15 protein-coding genes are annotated in these 18,124 nt (G+C 60.6%); 5 read left to right on the top strand and 10 right to left on the bottom strand.

Going from position 1 to position 18,124, the window contains the following annotated elements; all coding sequences use genetic code 11:
* The first annotated feature begins 138 nt into the window (after nt 1-138).
* Both panC and parE read left to right on the top strand, forming a co-directional pair.
* Nucleotides 139-990, top strand: coding sequence for a pantoate--beta-alanine ligase (gene panC / locus HYP802_RS0108435; RefSeq protein WP_013946744.1), 852 nt, complete (start codon nt 139-141; stop codon nt 988-990).
* A 216-nt stretch (nt 991-1,206) separates the two neighbouring features.
* Complete coding sequence (gene parE, locus HYP802_RS0108430) at nt 1,207-3,168, top strand: DNA topoisomerase IV subunit B (protein WP_244421031.1); 1,962 nt, start codon at nt 1,207-1,209, stop codon at nt 3,166-3,168.
* Nucleotides 3,169-3,246: 78 nt separating this feature from the next.
* Here the strand turns inward: parE and HYP802_RS0108425 are convergent, their stop codons facing one another.
* A complete protein-coding gene (locus tag HYP802_RS0108425; protein ID WP_013946742.1) occupies nt 3,247-4,650 on the bottom strand; it encodes a fatty acid desaturase in 1,404 nt (467 codons plus the stop codon).
* Between the two features lie 371 nt (nt 4,651-5,021).
* Between HYP802_RS0108425 and HYP802_RS0108420 the strand changes: the two genes are divergently transcribed.
* Both HYP802_RS0108420 and HYP802_RS0108415 read left to right on the top strand, forming a co-directional pair.
* Entirely contained in the window at nt 5,022-5,693 is a 672-nt protein-coding gene (locus HYP802_RS0108420; RefSeq protein WP_013946741.1) for an aquaporin, read from the top strand.
* 302 nt (nt 5,694-5,995) lie between these two features.
* On the top strand, nt 5,996-7,624 hold the full coding sequence (locus tag HYP802_RS0108415; RefSeq protein ID WP_013946740.1) for a DEAD/DEAH box helicase: 1,629 nt from the start codon (nt 5,996-5,998) through the stop codon (nt 7,622-7,624).
* Nucleotides 7,625-7,776: 152 nt separating this feature from the next.
* Here the strand turns inward: HYP802_RS0108415 and HYP802_RS0108410 are convergent, their stop codons facing one another.
* From HYP802_RS0108410 to HYP802_RS22200, 8 genes are all read right to left on the bottom strand, one after another.
* Nucleotides 7,777-8,190 carry a TfoX/Sxy family protein gene (locus HYP802_RS0108410; RefSeq protein ID WP_013946739.1) on the bottom strand — a complete coding sequence of 138 codons (414 nt, stop codon included), beginning with the start codon at nt 8,188-8,190 and terminating at the stop codon, nt 7,777-7,779.
* A gap of 33 nt (nt 8,191-8,223) precedes the next feature.
* Nucleotides 8,224-8,607, bottom strand: a complete 384-nt coding sequence (locus HYP802_RS0108405; RefSeq protein WP_024275544.1) for an iron-sulfur cluster assembly accessory protein — start codon at nt 8,605-8,607, stop codon at nt 8,224-8,226.
* A 68-nt stretch (nt 8,608-8,675) separates the two neighbouring features.
* The gene (locus HYP802_RS0108400; protein ID WP_013946737.1) at nt 8,676-9,158 is read right to left on the bottom strand and encodes an SUF system Fe-S cluster assembly protein; all 483 of its coding nucleotides are present in this window, start codon (nt 9,156-9,158) and stop codon (nt 8,676-8,678) included.
* Between the two features lie 12 nt (nt 9,159-9,170).
* A complete protein-coding gene (locus HYP802_RS0108395) occupies nt 9,171-10,454 on the bottom strand; it encodes a cysteine desulfurase (RefSeq protein ID WP_024275543.1) in 1,284 nt (427 codons plus the stop codon).
* 30 nt (nt 10,455-10,484) lie between these two features.
* The gene (sufD, locus tag HYP802_RS0108390; RefSeq protein WP_024275542.1) at nt 10,485-11,822 is read right to left on the bottom strand and encodes a Fe-S cluster assembly protein SufD; all 1,338 of its coding nucleotides are present in this window, start codon (nt 11,820-11,822) and stop codon (nt 10,485-10,487) included.
* Nucleotide 11,823: 1 nt separating this feature from the next.
* A complete protein-coding gene (sufC, locus tag HYP802_RS0108385; protein WP_024275541.1) occupies nt 11,824-12,579 on the bottom strand; it encodes a Fe-S cluster assembly ATPase SufC in 756 nt (251 codons plus the stop codon).
* A gap of 73 nt (nt 12,580-12,652) precedes the next feature.
* The gene (gene sufB, locus HYP802_RS0108380) at nt 12,653-14,122 is read right to left on the bottom strand and encodes a Fe-S cluster assembly protein SufB (RefSeq protein WP_024275540.1); all 1,470 of its coding nucleotides are present in this window, start codon (nt 14,120-14,122) and stop codon (nt 12,653-12,655) included.
* 54 nt (nt 14,123-14,176) lie between these two features.
* Nucleotides 14,177-15,754: an aminotransferase class V-fold PLP-dependent enzyme gene (locus tag HYP802_RS22200; RefSeq protein WP_024275539.1), complete on the bottom strand. Its 1,578-nt coding sequence runs from the start codon at nt 15,752-15,754 to the stop codon at nt 14,177-14,179.
* Nucleotides 15,755-16,058: 304 nt separating this feature from the next.
* On the opposite strand from HYP802_RS22200, the gene HYP802_RS0108370 reads away from it, so the two are divergent.
* Nucleotides 16,059-16,841, top strand: coding sequence for an alpha/beta hydrolase (locus tag HYP802_RS0108370; protein ID WP_013946731.1), 783 nt, complete (start codon nt 16,059-16,061; stop codon nt 16,839-16,841).
* Nucleotides 16,842-16,857: 16 nt separating this feature from the next.
* Here the strand turns inward: HYP802_RS0108370 and HYP802_RS0108365 are convergent, their stop codons facing one another.
* The gene (locus HYP802_RS0108365; protein WP_244420981.1) at nt 16,858-17,979 is read right to left on the bottom strand and encodes an anhydro-N-acetylmuramic acid kinase; all 1,122 of its coding nucleotides are present in this window, start codon (nt 17,977-17,979) and stop codon (nt 16,858-16,860) included.
* Nucleotides 17,980-18,124: the final 145 nt, after the last annotated feature.

Raw genomic sequence — 18,124 nt, 5'->3', positions numbered from 1 at the left:
GCGATTCGCCCGTTAAGGAATACTAGCAGATCGTTAAACCGTCGCCTCCCCCGGCCGTCGCCGCCCACCGTGTCCCCTTGACGGTTCGCCCCTATTCCCGGCACCTCTGGCCGAAATTTAAGCTCGGGGGCTTCGCCTGTGTCCGATAAAATCAAGATCGTCCGCACCGTCCACGACCTCAGAAAGGCCGTCGCCAAATGGCGCGGCCGCGACCAGACGGTTGGCCTTGTACCGACGATGGGTGCGCTCCACGCCGGGCATATTTCCCTGGTGAAACTGGCGAAAAAGAAAGCCGACAAGGCCGTCGTCTCTATTTTCGTCAACCCGACGCAGTTCGCCGCCAATGAAGACCTGTCGCGTTATCCGCGCGATGAAGCGGGCGACCTCGCCAAGCTCGCTGCTGCCGACGCCGACCTCGTCTGGTCACCCGGTGTTGAAGAAATGTACCCAAACGGTTTTTCCACAGGCGTGCGTGCCGGGAGCGCCGCCAAGGACCTGGAAGGCGCATTCCGCCCCGGTCATTTCGATGGCGTCGCAACCGTGTGCGCCAAGCTTTTCAATCAGGTGACGCCCGACATCGCAGTTTTCGGCGAAAAGGATTTTCAGCAGCTTGCCGTACTGCGCCAGATGGTCCGCGACCTGAACATGCCGCTGAAATTGATCGGCTCACCGACGAAACGCGACGCCGACGGACTGGCGCTTTCTTCGCGCAATGCCTATCTCTCGGAAGCCGAACGCAAGATCGCGCCGGCTCTTTACGCAGCAATTTCCGCACTTGCCAAAGATGTCGCCAACGGTGCCGACATTCCGGCGGGCGTGGCTGATGCCAAACGCAAAGTCACCGCGGCAGGCTTCACGAAAATCGACTATATCGAGGTCTGGGATGCCGAAACACTCGAACCGGCATCAACCGCAAGTGGGCGGCCGATGCGCGTTCTCGCCGCTTGCTGGCTGGGCAAAACCCGGCTGATCGATAACGTCGCAGCCTGATCCAGCCCGCGAGTTGCCGGACCGACACAGAACCGAAACGCCATGGTAGCCCCGGCCCGGCTCGGGCTATAAGAAGCTCTCTGAGATTCGCTTCAGCGGCCCAGCTGTCAGGCGTCCCCGCCGCTTCTTTCCGAATGCGTGGTTATGCCATGGCACGATTGGGGGCCGCTAATGAGCCGATCGCAAACTGACCTTTTTCCGGAATTCGAAAGCGAAATGACTGAGAAATCGTCGCGTGCCCGCAAGCCTGTCGAAAGCGCCTACAGCGAAGAGCACATCGAGGTCCTCGAAGGCCTCGAACCCGTGCGCCGCCGCCCCGGCATGTACATCGGCGGCACCGACGAAAAAGCCATGCATCACCTTTTCGCCGAGGTCATCGACAACTCCATGGACGAGGCCGTTGCGGGCCACGCCACCTGGATCGAGGTCGAGCTTTCGGCAGACGGCTTTCTGACGGTCACCGACAATGGCCGCGGTATTCCGATCGGCCCGCATCCCAAGTACAAGAATAAGAGCGCGCTCGAAGTCGTGATGACCGTTCTGCACGCGGGCGGCAAATTCGATTCCAAGGCCTATAACACCTCGGGCGGTCTGCACGGCGTCGGCGTGTCGGTCGTCAATGCGCTGTCCGAAACGCTCGAAGTTCAGGTCGCACGCGACCAACAGCTTTATCGCATGGTGTTCTCGCGCGGCGAGCCGCAGACCAAGCTCGAAAAGCTCGGCTCCATCATGAACCGGCGCGGCACGAAAACGCGCTTCAAGCCAGACGAGAAAATCTTCGGCAAAGGCGCTGCGTTCAAGCCTGCGCGCTTGATGAAAATGGCCCGCTCGAAGGCCTACCTGTTCGGCGGCGTCGAAATCCGCTGGAAGTGTGCACCGGAGCTCATCAAAGACGACACGCCCGCCGAAGCGACTTTCCACTTCCCCGGCGGCTTGAGCGACTATCTCACGTCATCGATCGACGGCCGCACCCGCGTCACCAAGGAAATCTTTTCAGGTCGCGTCGAGAAGGACGAAGGCCACGGTTCCGTTGAATGGGCCGTCGCCTGGATCTCCGACGAAGACGGTTTCTCATCGTCCTACTGCAACACGATCCCGACGCCAGAAGGCGGCACGCACGAAAACGGCCTGCGCCAGGCGCTCTATAAGGCGCTCCGTGCCTATGGCGAACTCGTCGGCGTAAAGAAAGCCCAGCAGATCACGTCCGAAGACGTGATGGGAACGGCCGCGTCGATGCTGTCCGTCTTCATTCGAGAGCCCGAATTCCAGGGCCAGACCAAAGACAAGCTCGCGACCGTCGAGGCGACGAAGATCGTCGAAACCGCTGTGCGCGACGCCTTCGATCACTGGCTGGCAGACTCTCCACAGCAGGCAACGAAACTGCTCGAATGGACGATCGACCAGTCCGAAGAACGCCTGAAGCGTCGCCGCGAAAAAGAGGTCGGCCGCCAATCGGCAACGCGCAAGCTGCGTCTTCCCGGCAAACTTGCCGACTGTTCGATCCAGCAGGCCGCCGGCACCGAAATCTTCATCGTCGAGGGCGACTCGGCCGGCGGCAGCGCCAAGAGCGCACGCGACCGCGAAACCCAGGCCGTGCTGCCTTTGCGCGGCAAGATCCTGAACGTCGCCAACGCCTCGTCGGCGAAACTGTCACAGAACCAGCTTCTAGCCGATTTGATCCAGGCGCTCGGCGTGGGCACGGGCACCAAGTATCGAGACGATGACCTGCGCTACGAGCGCGTGATCGTCATGACCGACGCCGACGTCGACGGCGCGCACATTGCCTCGCTGCTGATCACGTTCTTCTATCAGGAAATGCCGGAACTGGTCGAAAACGGCCACCTCTTCCTGGCGGTGCCGCCGCTCTACAAGATCTCCGACAAGAGCGACGTTGCCTACGCCCGCAACGAGGCGCACCGCGACGAGCTGCTCGCGACGCATTTCAAGAACAAGAAACCGAAGGTCACGCGCTTCAAAGGCCTCGGCGAGATGGACTTCAAAGACCTGAAAGAGACGACGATGGACAAGAAGCGCCGCACGCTTCTGCGTGTCGCCATCGATGAAGCCGCGCGCGACGGCCTGTCAGAAGTGGTCAACGCTCTGATGGGTTCGAAGCCTGAAGCGCGCTTCCGTTTCATTCAGGAGAACGCTGCCTTCGCGAAGGATCTGGATATTTAAGGCCTTCGCTCGGCTCAACCTGAAAGCATTCCATTTGTCATCCTCGGGACAAACCCCGAGGACGACAAAATTCGCGGATTACTCCCCGCGCGATGAGGCTTCGTTCTCGCGCTGGATGGCCGCCGCATTGCTGACCTTGGCGTATTCAAGCGTATCCGTATCGACGTAAACTTCGCCATCCGGCTTCGGCGCATACTTCTCGCCCAGAACCTCAATCACTGTCGGATTGCGCTCCGGGGTCTCACCATGCGGCGAGTTGAAATACCCTTCGACGACGATACCCTTCTCGCGATACTTCGGATCGTCCAGCAACAGCTCGTGCAGGTCCTTGAGCTTGTAATGCGGGACCGACGCGTAGATGTGGTGCGGCAAGTGATAGTCCATGCCGAACGGAAACACCGCATAGCGAATGAACGGATTGACCAGGAACACGCGCGTGTTCGTATAGCGCCCGCGATCGGCGTTCCCGTGCTGCACCCACTGCCGCATGATCATGAACAACGGGAAAGCCGTGAATAGCGGCAAGATCCACAGCAGGCCGTAATAGCTCCAAGCCGGTCCCCAGCCCGCCACTTCGACTGCTGTCAAAGCCGTGTAGACGATCGCCATGTAAATGATGCGGCTGATATTCGTCGCCCGATGCGAAATCACCGTCTCGACGTGTGCGTGCGGCAGCTTGTTTTCATCGAGAAAATAGAAATACGCGACGACAGCCGCCGTCATCACGCCGAGCGCCGCAAAGGCCCATGGGCCGTGGCCCGTCTTGATGAGTGTGATAGCCGCAATCGGCGCCGTAACGGCATAGATGACACCGGCCAGCGTCGGCAGCCGTTCGCCCTTCCGCTCCCGGTCCATATATGGATTATTGTCCGTCCCGAGCGCGCTGTAACGCGCACGCACGATCATGTAGCGGAAGAGGTTCGGCAGCCAGAGCTGCTTCGCCAGCTCCTTCAGCATGTCGACGTGCGTGATCGGAAAATCGAGATCGTGGCCGCTCTCATTCAACTGTGCCCAATCGGGATCGCGCAGCGGATCATTGATGAACTGATGATGCGCTAAGTGGTGCAGCCGATACTGGAACGTCGATGTGTAAATCGGAAAGCCGCCAAGCCAATCGGACACGGCTTCATTCATGAATTTGTTTTCGAAGAGCGTGAAGTGCGTGCCCTCGTGAATGACACCGCCGAATTGATGCTGCGAGGCGCCAACCGTCGCAATGCACAGCAGCGTCATCGGGATGTTCCACCACCAGCCGAGGCCGGCAGCCGCGACGGCGCCATAGCTCCAGATCGTCAAGCCAATCGCGGTGGCAATCACCAGGTAGACAAACCCGATGTGTGCGAAATTCGTATAATTATCCCGCTTCTTCAATTCGCGTATGACATCGCCACGACGAATGCCGCGTGGCCGGGCTTCTGCCATTACCGCCGGAGTTTCGCGTGCGGTCACACCGCCAACCGCAGAACCAGCATCGATTGTCATTGCTCGACATCCTTGCGAGGTCGCGAGACGGTTCCCGCGTTCAAAATTGCACACGCGAAACGCCACGCAACAGAGCGCTCTTAACACCGCCCCTATACCCAGACCGTGACAGGCGCCGCCTCGCCGAAATCTACGGCACTAAATATCCGCTAAAAAGGCAATTTAGTTGATACGACAAATAAGCTCCTCGGAGCTTGTGGAGGTTCGTTAAGATTTTTTCAACGGGCACGGCAAAAAAGCACTCGCCGCAACGCCCACCATGTTGCACGCATGCCCCTGTTCCGAATGCTGATTCGCATTCATTATGCCAACATACGGCGGCAGAATTCTGAGCGACCTCAGAATACGGCGCCCGGGGGGAATATAATATTATGAACATAAGAGCCTTGGCTGCCGAGACGTTCGGCACATTTATGCTGATGTCGTCCATACTTGGATCGGCGTTCTATTCGTTTGGAGCACCGTCCGGCGCGGCGGGCATACTTGGCGTCGCGTTTTGTATCGGTATTACCGTCATGGTGACGGCCTTCGCGATCGGCCACGTCTCCGGTGGGCACTATAATCCCGCTGTCACTCTAGGCTTGGTTGCCGGCGGCCGCTTCGAGTTCGGTCCCGCCATTCTCTACATCATCGCCCAGCTCGTCGGCGCTTGTGCCGCCTGCGGAATCTTCTCCCTCGTCGGCCATACGAGCCCCACGTTCGCCGCCAACGGCTACGGTGATCTCTCGATGCTGAAAGCGACCCTGGGTGAGGTTTTCATCTTGGAAACGGTCCTGACTGCATTTTTCCTTGTCGTCATCATGGGCGTCACGCGGGCGAACCACCCCTCGATGATGGCGCCCATCGCTATCGGCCTCGCCCTGACTGCAATCCACATCATGTCGATCCCGATCTCCAACACTTCGGTTAACCCGGCCCGAAGCTTCGGCCCGGCGATCTATGCCGGGGGCGAGCCGCTGTCGCAGGTCTGGGTGTTCTTCGTCGCGCCGATTCTCGGCGGCATCATCGGTGGACTGTTCGGCCGCTGGTTGCTTGAAGACTAAACTTGGAGTTTAGGGTTTCTAGGGCCGCCCAAAAGCGGCCCTGGAGCTGCCTGTGACACAAGCCCGCGGCTTACAGGCTCAAAACTAGTGGGTTTTCCTTGCGATTTGCCGAGATGTATGCGAGCACGCGATCGTGCCGGAGCGCAGGGGATCGATTTGCGCATTTTTTAATGCTTTTTTGATCCGCACTCCTATTTCGGCTTAGGTCCTTTCGGCACCCGTCCCCCCTGCGCTCTCTTAAAGACCGTCTGACGCCCCTCGCGCCGGACAGCCAGATCCTGTGCAGATGGAGATACCTGCTTTTGGAAACCAAGACGTTCGCTGACCTGGGGCTCTCGCCCAAGGTTCAAGCCGCCATCGCGGCTGCGGGTTACGTCGCGCCAACCCCGATTCAAGCCGCTGCTATTCCCGTCGCCGTGACCGGCCGAGACGTTCTCGGCATTGCTCAGACGGGCACCGGCAAGACCGCCTCCTTCACCTTACCGATGATCACACGCCTCGAAACGGGCCGCGCACGCGCGCGAATGCCCCGCTCATTGATCCTCGCGCCGACGCGAGAACTCGCCGCTCAGGTCGCGCAGAGCTTCGAGAAATACGGCGTCAATCACAAGCTGTCGCTCGCGCTGCTGATCGGCGGCGTCTCGATGGACGACCAGGTGAAGAAGCTCGACCGCGGCGTCGATGTTCTCATCGCCACCCCCGGCCGGTTGCTCGACCATTTCGGCCGCGGCCGCGTCATGCTGATGGGCGTCGAAATTCTCGTCATCGACGAAGCCGATCGCATGCTCGACATGGGCTTCATTCCCGACATCGAGAAGATCTGCAAGCTGCTGCCGCCGCGCCGCCAGACGCTCTTCTTCTCGGCGACGATGCCGCCCGAGATCACACGCCTCGTCAATCAGTTCCTGAACAATCCCGAACGCATCGAAGTCGCCAAGCCAGCAACAACGGCAAAGACGATCACGCAGCGGTTCGTCTATTGCCAGAACGGCGAAGACTGGGCCAAACGCGAAGTCCTGCGTGACATGATCCGCGACGGCAACGTCAAGAATGCGATCATCTTCTGCAACCGCAAGCGCGATGTCGCGGTGCTCCATAAATCGCTGACCAAGCACGGCTTCAACGCCGGCGCGTTGCATGGCGACATGGACCAGACGAGCCGCATGGAGACGCTCGACAAATTCCGCGCTGGCGAGATCATGCTGCTGGCAGCGTCCGACGTTGCGGCACGCGGTCTCGATATTCCGGAGGTCTCGCACGTCTTCAACTTCGATCTGCCGTGGGCAGCCGATGACTACGTGCATCGCATCGGCCGCACCGGCCGCGCCGGACACGAAGGACATTCCATTTCCCTCGTCAGTCCGGATGATTTGAAGTTCGTGAAAGACATCGAAAAGATCACAGGTGAAACGGCCGTTTGGCTTGGCGAACCTCCATCGGAGGAAGACATCGCCGGAGCCGGAAAGCGCCGCCGCGGTCGCGGTGGACGCGGCCAAGCCTCGGGCGGTCGCGAGAAGTCGGCCAAGCCGCAGCACCGTGGTTCTGAGCACGGTCGTCGCGAGCAGAAGCCGTCGGCGGACAAGCAGCCGCGAAGCCATGCACCGTCGCGCGACAACGAAGCTCCGCGTGCTCATGGGCGCGGAGAGCAACCGCCGTCGCCAAGCCGTCAGCATGCGCAGCCGCGCCGCGAACATCCTCAGCGCTCAGCCCATCGCAACGAACAGCCGACGGTCGATGCCTGGACGGATGAGCCAAAAGCGCCGCGTCGCCCCGAGCGTGCGCCGGAGAAGCGGCAAGCGGCGCAAGAGCAGCCACGTAGCAAGGCCCCGCCTCCGCCGCAGAAGGGTGGCGAGCGCCTCGGCTTCGCTGAAAACATGCCGGCGTTCATGCGCAAGCCCGCCCGCCCAATAAAGGTCCCGGGCCGCGGCTGATTGATCTTACCTCTCCCTTTGAGAGGCCACAGAGCGAGGGGACCAGCCGCTGGCTTGCTTCCTCGCCAGTCATCCTCGGCCTCGTCCCGAGGATCTACCGGCCAGAATCCTCAGCAGAAAAACAATCCTCGGCTTTGTGCCGAGGATGATGTTCAACGGGATGATCGGGCGGCCGATTTTGTCTTTCGCGCTGCTTTGGGCTTTGCGGTTGTCGGCTTCCGCTGTTTGCTAGCAGCGAACTCACGCGCGGCATCAATGGATGCACGCGCCCAATCCCTCAATTCATCGACGTCGTCGAGCAGGCGCTCCGGCAGCCGCCAATAAGACGTAAGCTGCGTCCTTCCGCTTTTGGTCTGGTAGGAGAACGGCTGCGAGCGCTCCGCCTCGAACCGCGCTCGCATTCCTTCAGAGGTCTTCAAATAGATCGTGCCGCCGGTGATGATGGCGAAGAACGTGCCGTCAAAATAAACACCAACGCCGCCGAACATGCGCCCACCGCGCACGAAACCTTCGCGTTCCAGAGCATCTTTCAGGATTTGAAGCAGATCATCGTTCGCGGAGGACATGCCCCGGTCCCAAACCCGTGCCCGCGGTTTGCGTCAGCCGACCGGCGCAAACCGTTCCGGCGTAGCCGGTTCGAGGTTGACGCTCTCGCCGCAACCACAAGCGCTCTTCTGGTTCGGATTGTTGAAGACGAACTGCGACGACAGCTTGTCGGTCTTGTAGTCCATCTCCGTGCCGATCAGATACATGATCGCTGCCGGATCGATGAGCACGACCGCGCCTTTGTCTTCGATGACTTCGTCGAACTTCCCGATCTCTTCGGCCCAGGTCATGGTGTATTCCATGCCCGCGCAGCCGCCCTTCTTGATCCCGATCTTCAACGCCTTGACACCCGGCTTCTGCGCGAGCAGAGCAGAAACGCGCGCCGCAGCGGTGTCGGTCAAGGTCATGACTTTTGGCATCATTCTAAGCGAGGGCACGCTGGCCTCCGTAGGTCGTTGCTTCACTGCAAGTATATGGGTATTCGCCGTCCAAAACGATACCCACGTCAGAACATTCCAACCGCAAGCCGCGCTTCGTCCGACATCCGGCTTTGATCCCAGGGCGGATCGAACACGATATTGACCCTGGTTCCAGCGACGCCCGGCACGGCATTGACGGCGTTTTCAACCCAGATCGGCATTTCACCTGCGACCGGACAGCCCGGCGCCGTCAACGTCATGTTGACCACGACATTGCGGTCGTCATCGACCTCGACCTTGTAGATCAAGCCCAGTTCGTAAATGTCCGCCGGAATTTCCGGATCGTAAACCGTCTTGAGCGCGGCGACGATATCGTTCGTCAGCCGCTCGATCTCTTCCGGCGGGAGTGCCGATGCATTGCCGTCACCCTTGGGGGCACCATCTGCCGATACGACACCCGCTGCTGGGTCCGGCGCAACGCCACCGTCCGGCGGCAACGTCGGCGGCGCATCGAGCGCCTCCACCGCCGTCTTCAATGCCTCGCGGTCTTCGATTTGCTTCCCATCCATTCGGAAGCTCCTTTACGCGAAAAGATCATGCGCCTTGGTGAGCGCGGTAACCAGCGCATCAGCCTCGGCTTTTGTGTTGTACAACGCGAAGGACGCGCGGCAGGTTGCAGTCACGCCCAGGCGCTCCATCAAGGGCTGCGCACAGTGATGCCCCGCCCGGATCGCCACACCCGAACGGTCGATGATCGTCGACACGTCGTGCGGATGCAGCCCATCTATCGTGAACGAGAAGATCGCGCCTTTGCCCGGCGCCGTGCCGTAAAGTTTGAGCCACGGCAGCTCCGCCAGCCGCTCGGCGGCATAGGCGCCAAGCTCCGCTTCGTAGCGGGCGATTTTCTCGCGCCCGATCTGCATCATGTAATTCAGCGCCGCCGCCAGCCCGACCGCTTCGACGATCATCGGCGTGCCGGCCTCGAACCGGTGCGGCGGTTCGTTATATGTGACGTTATCGAGCGTTACGCTTTCGATCATGTCGCCGCCACCTTCGTACGGCGGCATGGACTGCAACAACTGGCGCTTTCCATACAGGACGCCGATCCCCGACGGGCCATAGGTCTTGTGCCCCGTGAAGACGTAGAAATCCGCATCGAGATCGCGCACGTCGACGCCCATGTGCACGGCCGCCTGGCTGCCGTCGATCAGCACCGGCACGTCCTTGGCGTGCGCGATACGAATGATATCCTTCACCGGATTGATCGTGCCGAGCACGTTCGACATATGCGTCACAGCGACAAGCTTCGTGCGCGGCGTAATAAGCGCCTCGAGCTTGTCGATTATCAGCTCGCCGCGATCCGTCATCGGCGCCCATTTCAGCACCGCACCGTTGCGCGCGCGCAGGAAATGCCACGGCACGATGTTGGCGTGATGCTCCATGATCGTGATGACGATCTCGTCGCCCTGTCCGATCCTCGGCTCACCGAATGACCGCGACACGAGATTGATCGCGCTCGTCGCATTGCGCGTAAAAATAATCTCGTCCGCATGCTCGGCGTTGAGAAACCGGCGCACCGTCTCACGTGCGGCTTCGTATTTATCCGTCGCTGTGTTCGACAGGAAATGCAGCCCGCGATGCACATTCGCGTACTCGTAGCGATACGCGTGATCCATTGCCTCGATGACGGACAGCGGTTTCTGCGCCGACGCTCCATTGTCGAGATAGACGAGCGGCTTGTCGTTCACTTCCCGAAACAGGATCGGAAAATCCGCGCGAATGCGCTCGACATCGTAAGGCGCGCCGGTGAGCCCCGCCTGCGACGCGGCGCTTCGGGAAGCGGCAATACTGGTTTCATGTCCCATATGTTATCCGCCCAGACTTTCGGCCCTAAACTATCGGCCCGCCGAGCGCCCGAGCCACTGCGTAGCGTAAGCCGCTAGCGCACCTCGAAGCTGCTCGTTTTCAACCTTCTCGATGGCTTCACCAATAAAGGATTCGATCATCAGCGCCCGCGCCTCTTTCTCCGGAATGCCGCGCGAACGGCAATAGAAGAGAAGATCGGGATCGAGTTCCGCCGCCGTCGTGCCGTGGCCGCAGACGACGTCGTCAGCGTAAATCTCGAGCTCAGGCTTCGAATCGAATTCGGCGTCTTCCGACAGCATCAGCGCTTGCGACATCTGCTTACCGTCAGTCTTCTGCGCATCAGGGCGAACAATGATCTTGCCCTGGAACACGCCACGGCCGTGATCTTCCAGCACGCCTTTGAATAGTTCGCGGCTCTCGCAGCGCGGCACCGCATGATCGACGACGAGCGTCGTATCGATATGCTCCGCCCGCCGCGCGAGATAGGCGCCGGAAAGATCGATTTTGCCGCCCTCGCCCTCGAAAATGACGTTGAGGTCATTGCGCGCCAGGCCGAGTCCAGCCGAAAACTGGAAGCTGCGATAGGTTGCATCGGCGTCGAGCATCACATCGCAATTCGACAGATGCAAAGCCTTCCCCTCATCGACCGCGACCTTTGCATGATGCAGCGTCGCGCCCTTGCCAACGACGACATCCGTCAGTGCATTGAGCTGCACGTCCTGCTCCGCGCCCGGCAGAACGACGTGCGCTTCGATCACGCTCGCCGACGCACCGGCTTCAACCGTCACGAAATTGCGCACGGCAACTGAAGAAGCCTCGGCGCCTGCTCGAACGAAAACGACCAACAGCGGCTTTGCGACTGAGGCGCCTTCCGTCATGCGCACGACGGCGCCGTCGGTCATGAAGGCCGTATTGAGAGTTTCAATCGCATCGCCGCCCTCCGGAGTGGAAACTAGAGCCGCACTCACGTCTTCCGTCGCCGTTGCCAACAACTCGCCAAGCGCCGCAACCTCGAAGCCTGCCGCGTCGGCAAAATCGCTAAGCCCTGCCCGATGGTGACCATTCACGAAAACGATCCGATGCGCATCGACGTGGGCCAACGGCCCGAGCGCCACAATCAATTCCGCGATCGTCAACGGCGTTGCGTCGTCGAGGGAAGCGGGAAAGATGTCTTTCACGTTGGCGCGAAGATCGGTGTATTTCCATTCCTCGATGCGCCGATGAGGCAGGCCAAGGCCACTGAAAGCCCCGATCGCTTGCGCGCGCCGCTCACGCACGACATCGGTTCCCGGCAGCTTTCCGGCCGCAGCCTCGAAGCTTTCCGAAATGGCCTGTTCGGCCTTCGTCTTCATCACTGCAACGTTCATATTAAGCCGCCTTGTGCGTGTATTCCGCGTAGCCGGACTTCTCGAGTTCGAGCGCCAGCTCTTTGCCGCCTGTCTTCTGGATGCGGCCATCGGCAAGGACGTGCACCTTGTCCGGCACGATATAGTTCAACAGCCGCTGATAGTGCGTAATGACGACGAACGCGCGGTCCTTGTCGCGCAGCGCGTTGACGCCCTCAGAGACGATGCGCAGCGCATCGATGTCGAGACCGGAATCGGTTTCATCGAGCACGCACAGCGTCGGCTCCAACAGCGCCATCTGCAGGATTTCCGAGCGCTTCTTCTCGCCGCCTGAGAAGCCCACGTTGACAGGGCGCTTCAACATATCCACGTCGATGTTGAGCTTCGCGCCCTTTTCCTTCACGAGCTTCAGGAACGCAGGCGTCGTGAGTTCCGCTTCACCGCGCTTCTTCCGAACGGAATTGAGCGCCGTGCGCAGGAACGTCAACCCGGCGACGCCCGGAATTTCCATCGGATACTGGAACGCGAGGAAGACGCCCTTCGCAGCCCGCTCATCGGGTTCCATGTCGATGATGGATTCACCGTTCCACAGAATGTCGCCGTCGGTCACTTCATAGCCGTCGCGCCCAGCGAGCACATACGCGAGCGTCGACTTGCCCGAGCCGTTCGGGCCCATGATGGCGTGCACCTCGCCCTTCGGCACGGTGAGCGACAGGCCTTTAAGGATCTCGCGATCTTCATCCGCGAGCTTCACGTGCAGGTTTTTGATTTCAAGCATTTCAATAACCGTTTCTACAAACTTGAATTCTGATTTCGTCACAGCTGCGCGGGGCGGTCACCCTCAGCCACGATCAACCAACCGAGCCTTCCAGCGAAATGCCGATCAGTTTCTGGCTCTCGGCCATGAACTCCATCGGCAACTGCTGCAGCACGTCACGCACGAAGCCATTGACGACGAGCGCCACTGCTTCTTCCGACGAAAGCCCGCGCTGACGGCAGTAGAACAGCATGTCGTCCGAGATCTTCGACGTCGTCGCTTCGTGCTCGAAGTGCGCGCTCGAATTCTTGGCCTCGATGTAAGGCACCGTATGTGCACCGCACTTGTCGCCGATCAGCAGCGAGTCACAGTTCGTGAAGTTGCGCACGTTCGTTGCTTTCCGATGCGCCGAGACAAGACCACGATAGGTGTTCTGCGAGAACCCCGCCGCAATGCCCTTCGAAATGATCCGGCTCGACGAGTTTTTCCCGAGGTGGATCATCTTCGTGCCGCTATCGACCTGCTGATAGCCGTTCGAAACCGCAATCGAATAGAACTCGCCGCGCGAATAGTCGCCGCGCAGAATGCAGCTCGGGTACTTCCACGTAATCGCGGAACCCGTCTCGACCTGCGTCCACGAGATCTTCGAGTGATGACCGCGGCAATCGCCGCGCTTCGTCACGAAGTTATAGACGCCGCCCTTGCCCTGCGCATCGCCTGGATACCAGTTCTGGACGGTCGAATACTTGATTTCGGCTTCGTCGAGCGCGACCAGTTCGACGACCGCCGCGTGCAGCTGATGTTCATCACGCATCGGCGCCGTGCAGCCTTCCAGATACGATACATATGCACCCTTGTCGGCGATGATCAGCGTGCGCTCGAACTGGCCCGTCTGCTTCGCATTGATGCGGAAGTACGTCGAAAGCTCCATCGGGCAGCGAACACCCGGCGGCACGTAGACGAATGAGCCATCAGAAAACACCGCCGAGTTGAGCGCCGCGTAGAAGTTGTCCGACTGCGGCACGACCGAGCCCAGATACTTCTTCACCAACTCGGGATGCTCGCGCACCGCTTCCGAGATCGAGCAGAAGATCACGCCAGCTTTCTTCAGTTCATCCTTGAACGTCGTGACGACCGACACGCTGTCGAACACGGCGTCGACCGCAACGCGCGAACCCTGCACGCCGGCCAGCACTTCCTGCTCTTTCAGCGGAATGCCGAGCTTCTTGTAAGTCTCCAGCAATTCCGGATCGACCTCGGCAAGGCTCTTCGGCCCCTCGGTCGATTTCGGCGCGGAATAATAATAGAGGTCCTGAAAGTCGATCTTGGGATAATGGACCTTCGCCCACGTCGGCTCCGTCATAGCCTTCCAGCGCGTGAACGCTTCGAGCCTCCAGTTCAACAGCCACTCCGGCTCATCCTTCTTGGCCGAGATGAAACGAACCGTCGATTCATCGAGGCCTTTCGGCGCCGTGATGCTATCGATCAGCGTCTCGAAACCATACTTGTACTGGTCGACATCGATCTTGCGAACTTGATCGATCGTCTCCTGAACAGCAGCCATTTCTTCGTCTCTCTATTTACGCACCGCCTCGCGACGGCACCTGAAATCTGATCTTTACGCAGCGAGCGCCGGTGCGCCCGCGATTGTCTTCCAGGCGGCTAGAAACGCCGCGATATCATCTTCGGTCGTCGTCGGGCCGAGGCTGACGCGGATCGTGCCCGCTGCGATGTCCGGCCCCAATCCCATCGCCTCCAGAACATGGCTCGCGCCGACTTTGCCCGATGAGCACGCCGACCCCGCACTTACTGCGATGCCTGCAAGATCGAGCCGAATAACGAGCGTTTCCGCAAGCTTTCCGGGAAGCGCCACCGCCGTCGTATTGGCGAGACGCAGTGCACCTTCACCGACGATGACCGCCTTCGGGCTGACCCGCTTCAGTTCGGCTTCGAGCTTGTCTCGCAACGCGCCGACCGCATCGATCGAAGCCAGACTGCGAAGCGCAACTTCGGCAGCAGCGCCAAAGCCTGCAATCGCCGCAACGTTCTCCGTCCCAGCGCGACGGCGACGTTCCTGCCCGCCGCCCCTGATAAGAGGCACAAGGTCCACATGGTCACGATTGACGAGTGCGCCAACCCCTTTCGGGCCACCAAATTTGTGTGCGGAAATCGCCAGCGTATCGACATCGAGCGCGGCGAAATCGATCGGCATCCGGCCCGCCGCCTGCACCGCGTCGACGTGCATTTTTATACCGTGTGCCCGGGCAAGTTCGGCAATCTCGGCGACAGGCTGGACGACGCCGGTTTCGTTGTTGGCCATCTGAACGGCAATGACGGCCGGGCCGGTGAAACTGCGCGACGCGAGCAGCGCAGCGATATCCTCGACTTTGAGCCTGCCATCCGTGCCGATCGGCAGCATCACAAGCTCGGCGTTTAAAGCCCGCGCAGGTGCAAGCACCGAATCGTGCTCGATGCCGCTCGTCAAAATCGTCGCCCAAGGCTGCGACAACGCCCAAGTGTTGGCTTCGCTCGCACCGCTCGTAAACACGATCTCGGACGACTTCGCGCCGACCAGACGCGCTACGCTCTCGCGCGCCGCTTCGATGACAGAGCGTGCACGACGGCCTTCCGCGTGCACCGACGATGGATTGCCGGCAACATCGAGCGCCTCGATCATCGCGGCTTTCGCCTCCGGCAGAAGCGGCGCCGTCGCGTTGTAGTCGAGATAGGTTCGCGGACCGTCCGCGCGTGCAAACGGCAATCCGCGGCTGGCAGCCGGACGGGCTGACATTCGGCCGCCTGCTACGACGTCAGCAAGTTTGACCGAACTCAAAAACTTCCCCGTCGCGTCGCTCAGCGCACTCCACAGCCCATGCGTCACGCACGGCGTCGCAACCGAACAGCGCGGATCGTTGTGCGAGCAGCGGGTGAAACGCGTGTCTTCCTCGACCGCGTCCATCACATCGGCGACGGAAATCTCATTTGCAGGCTTGGCAAGACGATAGCCGCCAGAGCGCCCGCGGGCGCTCTCAACTAGCCCAGCGCGGCGCAACGGCACAAAAAGCTGTTCAAGATAGGAAAGCGGCAAGCTCTGGCGCTCAGCCACGACCGACAGCGGTGTCGCACCTTCATCGGCATGCCCGGCAAGGTCCGCCATGGCCATGACCGCATAACGGCCTTTGGTCGTTAGTTCCACGTATCAATCCCCGGACTATCGTCGCCCCAAGCGGCGGCGGAATCCTTCACCACGCATCCTTAGCTTGCATCCGGCACCCCGGACTGTGCTAAGAGACCCGCCCTATCGGAAGGGCCCTGCGTTTTTGAACGCCAGCCCCTACATTTCGAACGGTTCTAAGGTTATGGAAATCCTGAGCGCTGGAGTCAAGGATTGAGAATTCGAGCCACAAGGATTTGAACGCCAAAACGCCGCAGGTCATCCTGGCGGCGGCATCCAGCCTCCGAATGCAGCCCAATTTCACACGAGCGAGACCGAGTAACGAATGCCCGAACTCATAATAAATGGCCCAGGCGGACGCCTTGAGGCCCGCTACCACCACGAGAGCAACGCGGATAGCCCGATCGCGCTCATCCTGCACCCCCACCCACAGTTCGGGGGCACGATGAACAACCAGGTGGTCTACAATCTCTACCACACGTTCGCAGCGCGGGGCTTTTCCGTGCTTCGCTTCAACTTCCGCGGTGTTGGCCGCAGCCAGGGCGTTTGGGACGGCGGCCCCGGCGAACTCGCCGACGCAGCCTCCGCGCTCGACTGGCTGCAGCTCGTCAAGCCCGACGCCAAGACCTGCTGGATCGCCGGCGTGTCGTTCGGCACCTGGATCGCAATGCAGCTCCTGATGCGCCGCCCGGAAGTCGACGGCTTCATCTGCGTCGCGCCCCCGTCGAACCTGTATGACTTCTCGTTCCTCGCGCCGTGCCCCTCTTCGGGTCTCATCATCAACGGCGATATGGACCGCGTCGTCCCGACCGCTTCGGTTGCCGAAATGGCGGCGAAGGTGAAGGTCCAGAAGGGCATCAAGATCACGCACGAGGTCGTGCCCGGCGCCAACCACTTCTTTGAGAACAAGACGGAAGAACTCGGCAATATCGTCGGCAGCTATCTCGACGAGCGCATGGTTCAGTTCGAACTCGATCGCGAGCGCAACAAGGAACGCGAGCGTGAGCGTGAGCGTGAACGTCAGCGCCAGCGCGAACTTGAACGGCTCGAATCCCAGAGCGCACCCGCTGCCGGCGCAGGCGGCGACGAAGAAAGCGACGACGAATAACGCCGTCTTACGTAGCTTAGTGAATGACGTGAGCGGTGGGTTCAGCCCTGAGCCCGCCGCTCATTGGTTCTGAAACGCCCGTCGTGCCCGGAAACGTAATCGGCAGTCCGAGCGTCGAACGAACAGCCAGATAGGCCCACGCCTCCGCTTCCAGGCTATCGCCATCAAGGCCGATTGCTTCCGCTGGAACGACGGCATGATGCACCTGCTCCGCCAGCATCCCCATAATGGTCTTGTTGCGCCGGCCACCGCCTGCAACGACCCACAACTCCGGTTCGCTCGGCATGTGCTCCCGCGCCTTCGCAATCGAGCGCGCAGTAAAAGCCGTCAGCGTCGCAGCTCCGTCTTCGATGCCCAAGTGCTGGACGGCATCGAGCGCAAAGGCATTGCGATCGAGCGACTTCGGCGGCGTCTCGGCGAAATACCCATCGCTCAGCAAGGAAATGATCGCATCTTCGTCGACCTGCCCCTGACCCGCCGTCACGCCGCCGGAATCGAGATAGGCGCCGGTCTTGCGCAACATCCAGTCATTGATCAACGCATTGCCGGGTCCAGTATCGAAAGCCAGCAGAGAGCCGTCGCGCCCGATCCACGTCAGGTTCGCGACCCCACCGATATTGACGATCGCGACCGGCCGCTGCGGCAGCTTTGCCGTCAACGCCCGGTGATAGGCTGGAACGAGCGGCGCACCCTCTCCGCCCGCATCGACATCGGCCGCACGCAAATCATAGACGACCGGACAGCGCGTAAAGTTCGCCAGCAGATCGCCAAGCCCGAGTTGCACCGTCAGGCCAATCTCCGGCCTGTGCAGCACCGTCTGGCCATGAAAGCCGATCACATCGACCGACGAGCGTTCGATGCCCGCCTCCTTGAAAAACTGCGCGACCGCAATGCCGTGGGCTTCGGTCAGCGCCCGTTCCGCATCCGCCAGAGAATACGGTCGCGCATCGCGAACATGCAGATCCCGCGCATCCGCTATGGCGTTGACCAGCACGCGGCGCATGTCATCGTCATAGGGAAACGTCATCGCCGGACCGCGGATCACGTGATCTTCCCCGTCCGTATCGATCAACGCCACATCGATGCCGTCGAGCGATGTTCCGCTCATCAGCCCCACCGCTCTCATCAACTTGCTCATCGCGACCTTCCCGTGCATGGTGCCGCCCCGCGGCGCAGGCCGCAAATCATCAAGTGGCGCAGCCGCAAATAGAAAGCGGCCACGCCGCATACTAAAAAGCGGCACAGCTCAAAACATAGCCCGCGACGACTGAAGTGAAAGCCTG

Source organism: Hyphomicrobium sp. 802, assembly GCF_000526135.1.
Lineage (GTDB): Bacteria > Pseudomonadota > Alphaproteobacteria > Rhizobiales > Hyphomicrobiaceae > Hyphomicrobium_B.
This window is presented reverse-complemented; position numbering and strand designations above follow the sequence as displayed.

What these genes read in the sequence shown, in the direction of transcription:
- parE (WP_244421031.1), top strand. Translation starts at nt 1,207, where the DNA reads ATGACTGAGAAATCGTCGCGTGCCCGCAAGCCTGTCGAAAGCGCCTAC.
- HYP802_RS0108425 (WP_013946742.1), bottom strand. Translation starts at nt 4,650, where the DNA reads ATGACAATCGATGCTGGTTCTGCGGTTGGCGGTGTGACCGCACGCGAA.
- HYP802_RS0108420 (WP_013946741.1), top strand. Translation starts at nt 5,022, where the DNA reads ATGAACATAAGAGCCTTGGCTGCCGAGACGTTCGGCACATTTATGCTG.
- HYP802_RS0108410 (WP_013946739.1), bottom strand. Translation starts at nt 8,190, where the DNA reads ATGTCCTCCGCGAACGATGATCTGCTTCAAATCCTGAAAGATGCTCTG.
- HYP802_RS0108400 (WP_013946737.1), bottom strand. Translation starts at nt 9,158, where the DNA reads ATGGATGGGAAGCAAATCGAAGACCGCGAGGCATTGAAGACGGCGGTG.
- HYP802_RS0108395 (WP_024275543.1), bottom strand. Translation starts at nt 10,454, where the DNA reads ATGGGACATGAAACCAGTATTGCCGCTTCCCGAAGCGCCGCGTCGCAG.
- sufD (WP_024275542.1), bottom strand. Translation starts at nt 11,822, where the DNA reads ATGAACGTTGCAGTGATGAAGACGAAGGCCGAACAGGCCATTTCGGAA.
- sufC (WP_024275541.1), bottom strand. Translation starts at nt 12,579, where the DNA reads ATGCTTGAAATCAAAAACCTGCACGTGAAGCTCGCGGATGAAGATCGC.
- sufB (WP_024275540.1), bottom strand. Translation starts at nt 14,122, where the DNA reads ATGGCTGCTGTTCAGGAGACGATCGATCAAGTTCGCAAGATCGATGTC.
- HYP802_RS0108370 (WP_013946731.1), top strand. Translation starts at nt 16,059, where the DNA reads ATGCCCGAACTCATAATAAATGGCCCAGGCGGACGCCTTGAGGCCCGC.
- HYP802_RS0108365 (WP_244420981.1), bottom strand. Translation starts at nt 17,979, where the DNA reads ATGAGCAAGTTGATGAGAGCGGTGGGGCTGATGAGCGGAACATCGCTC.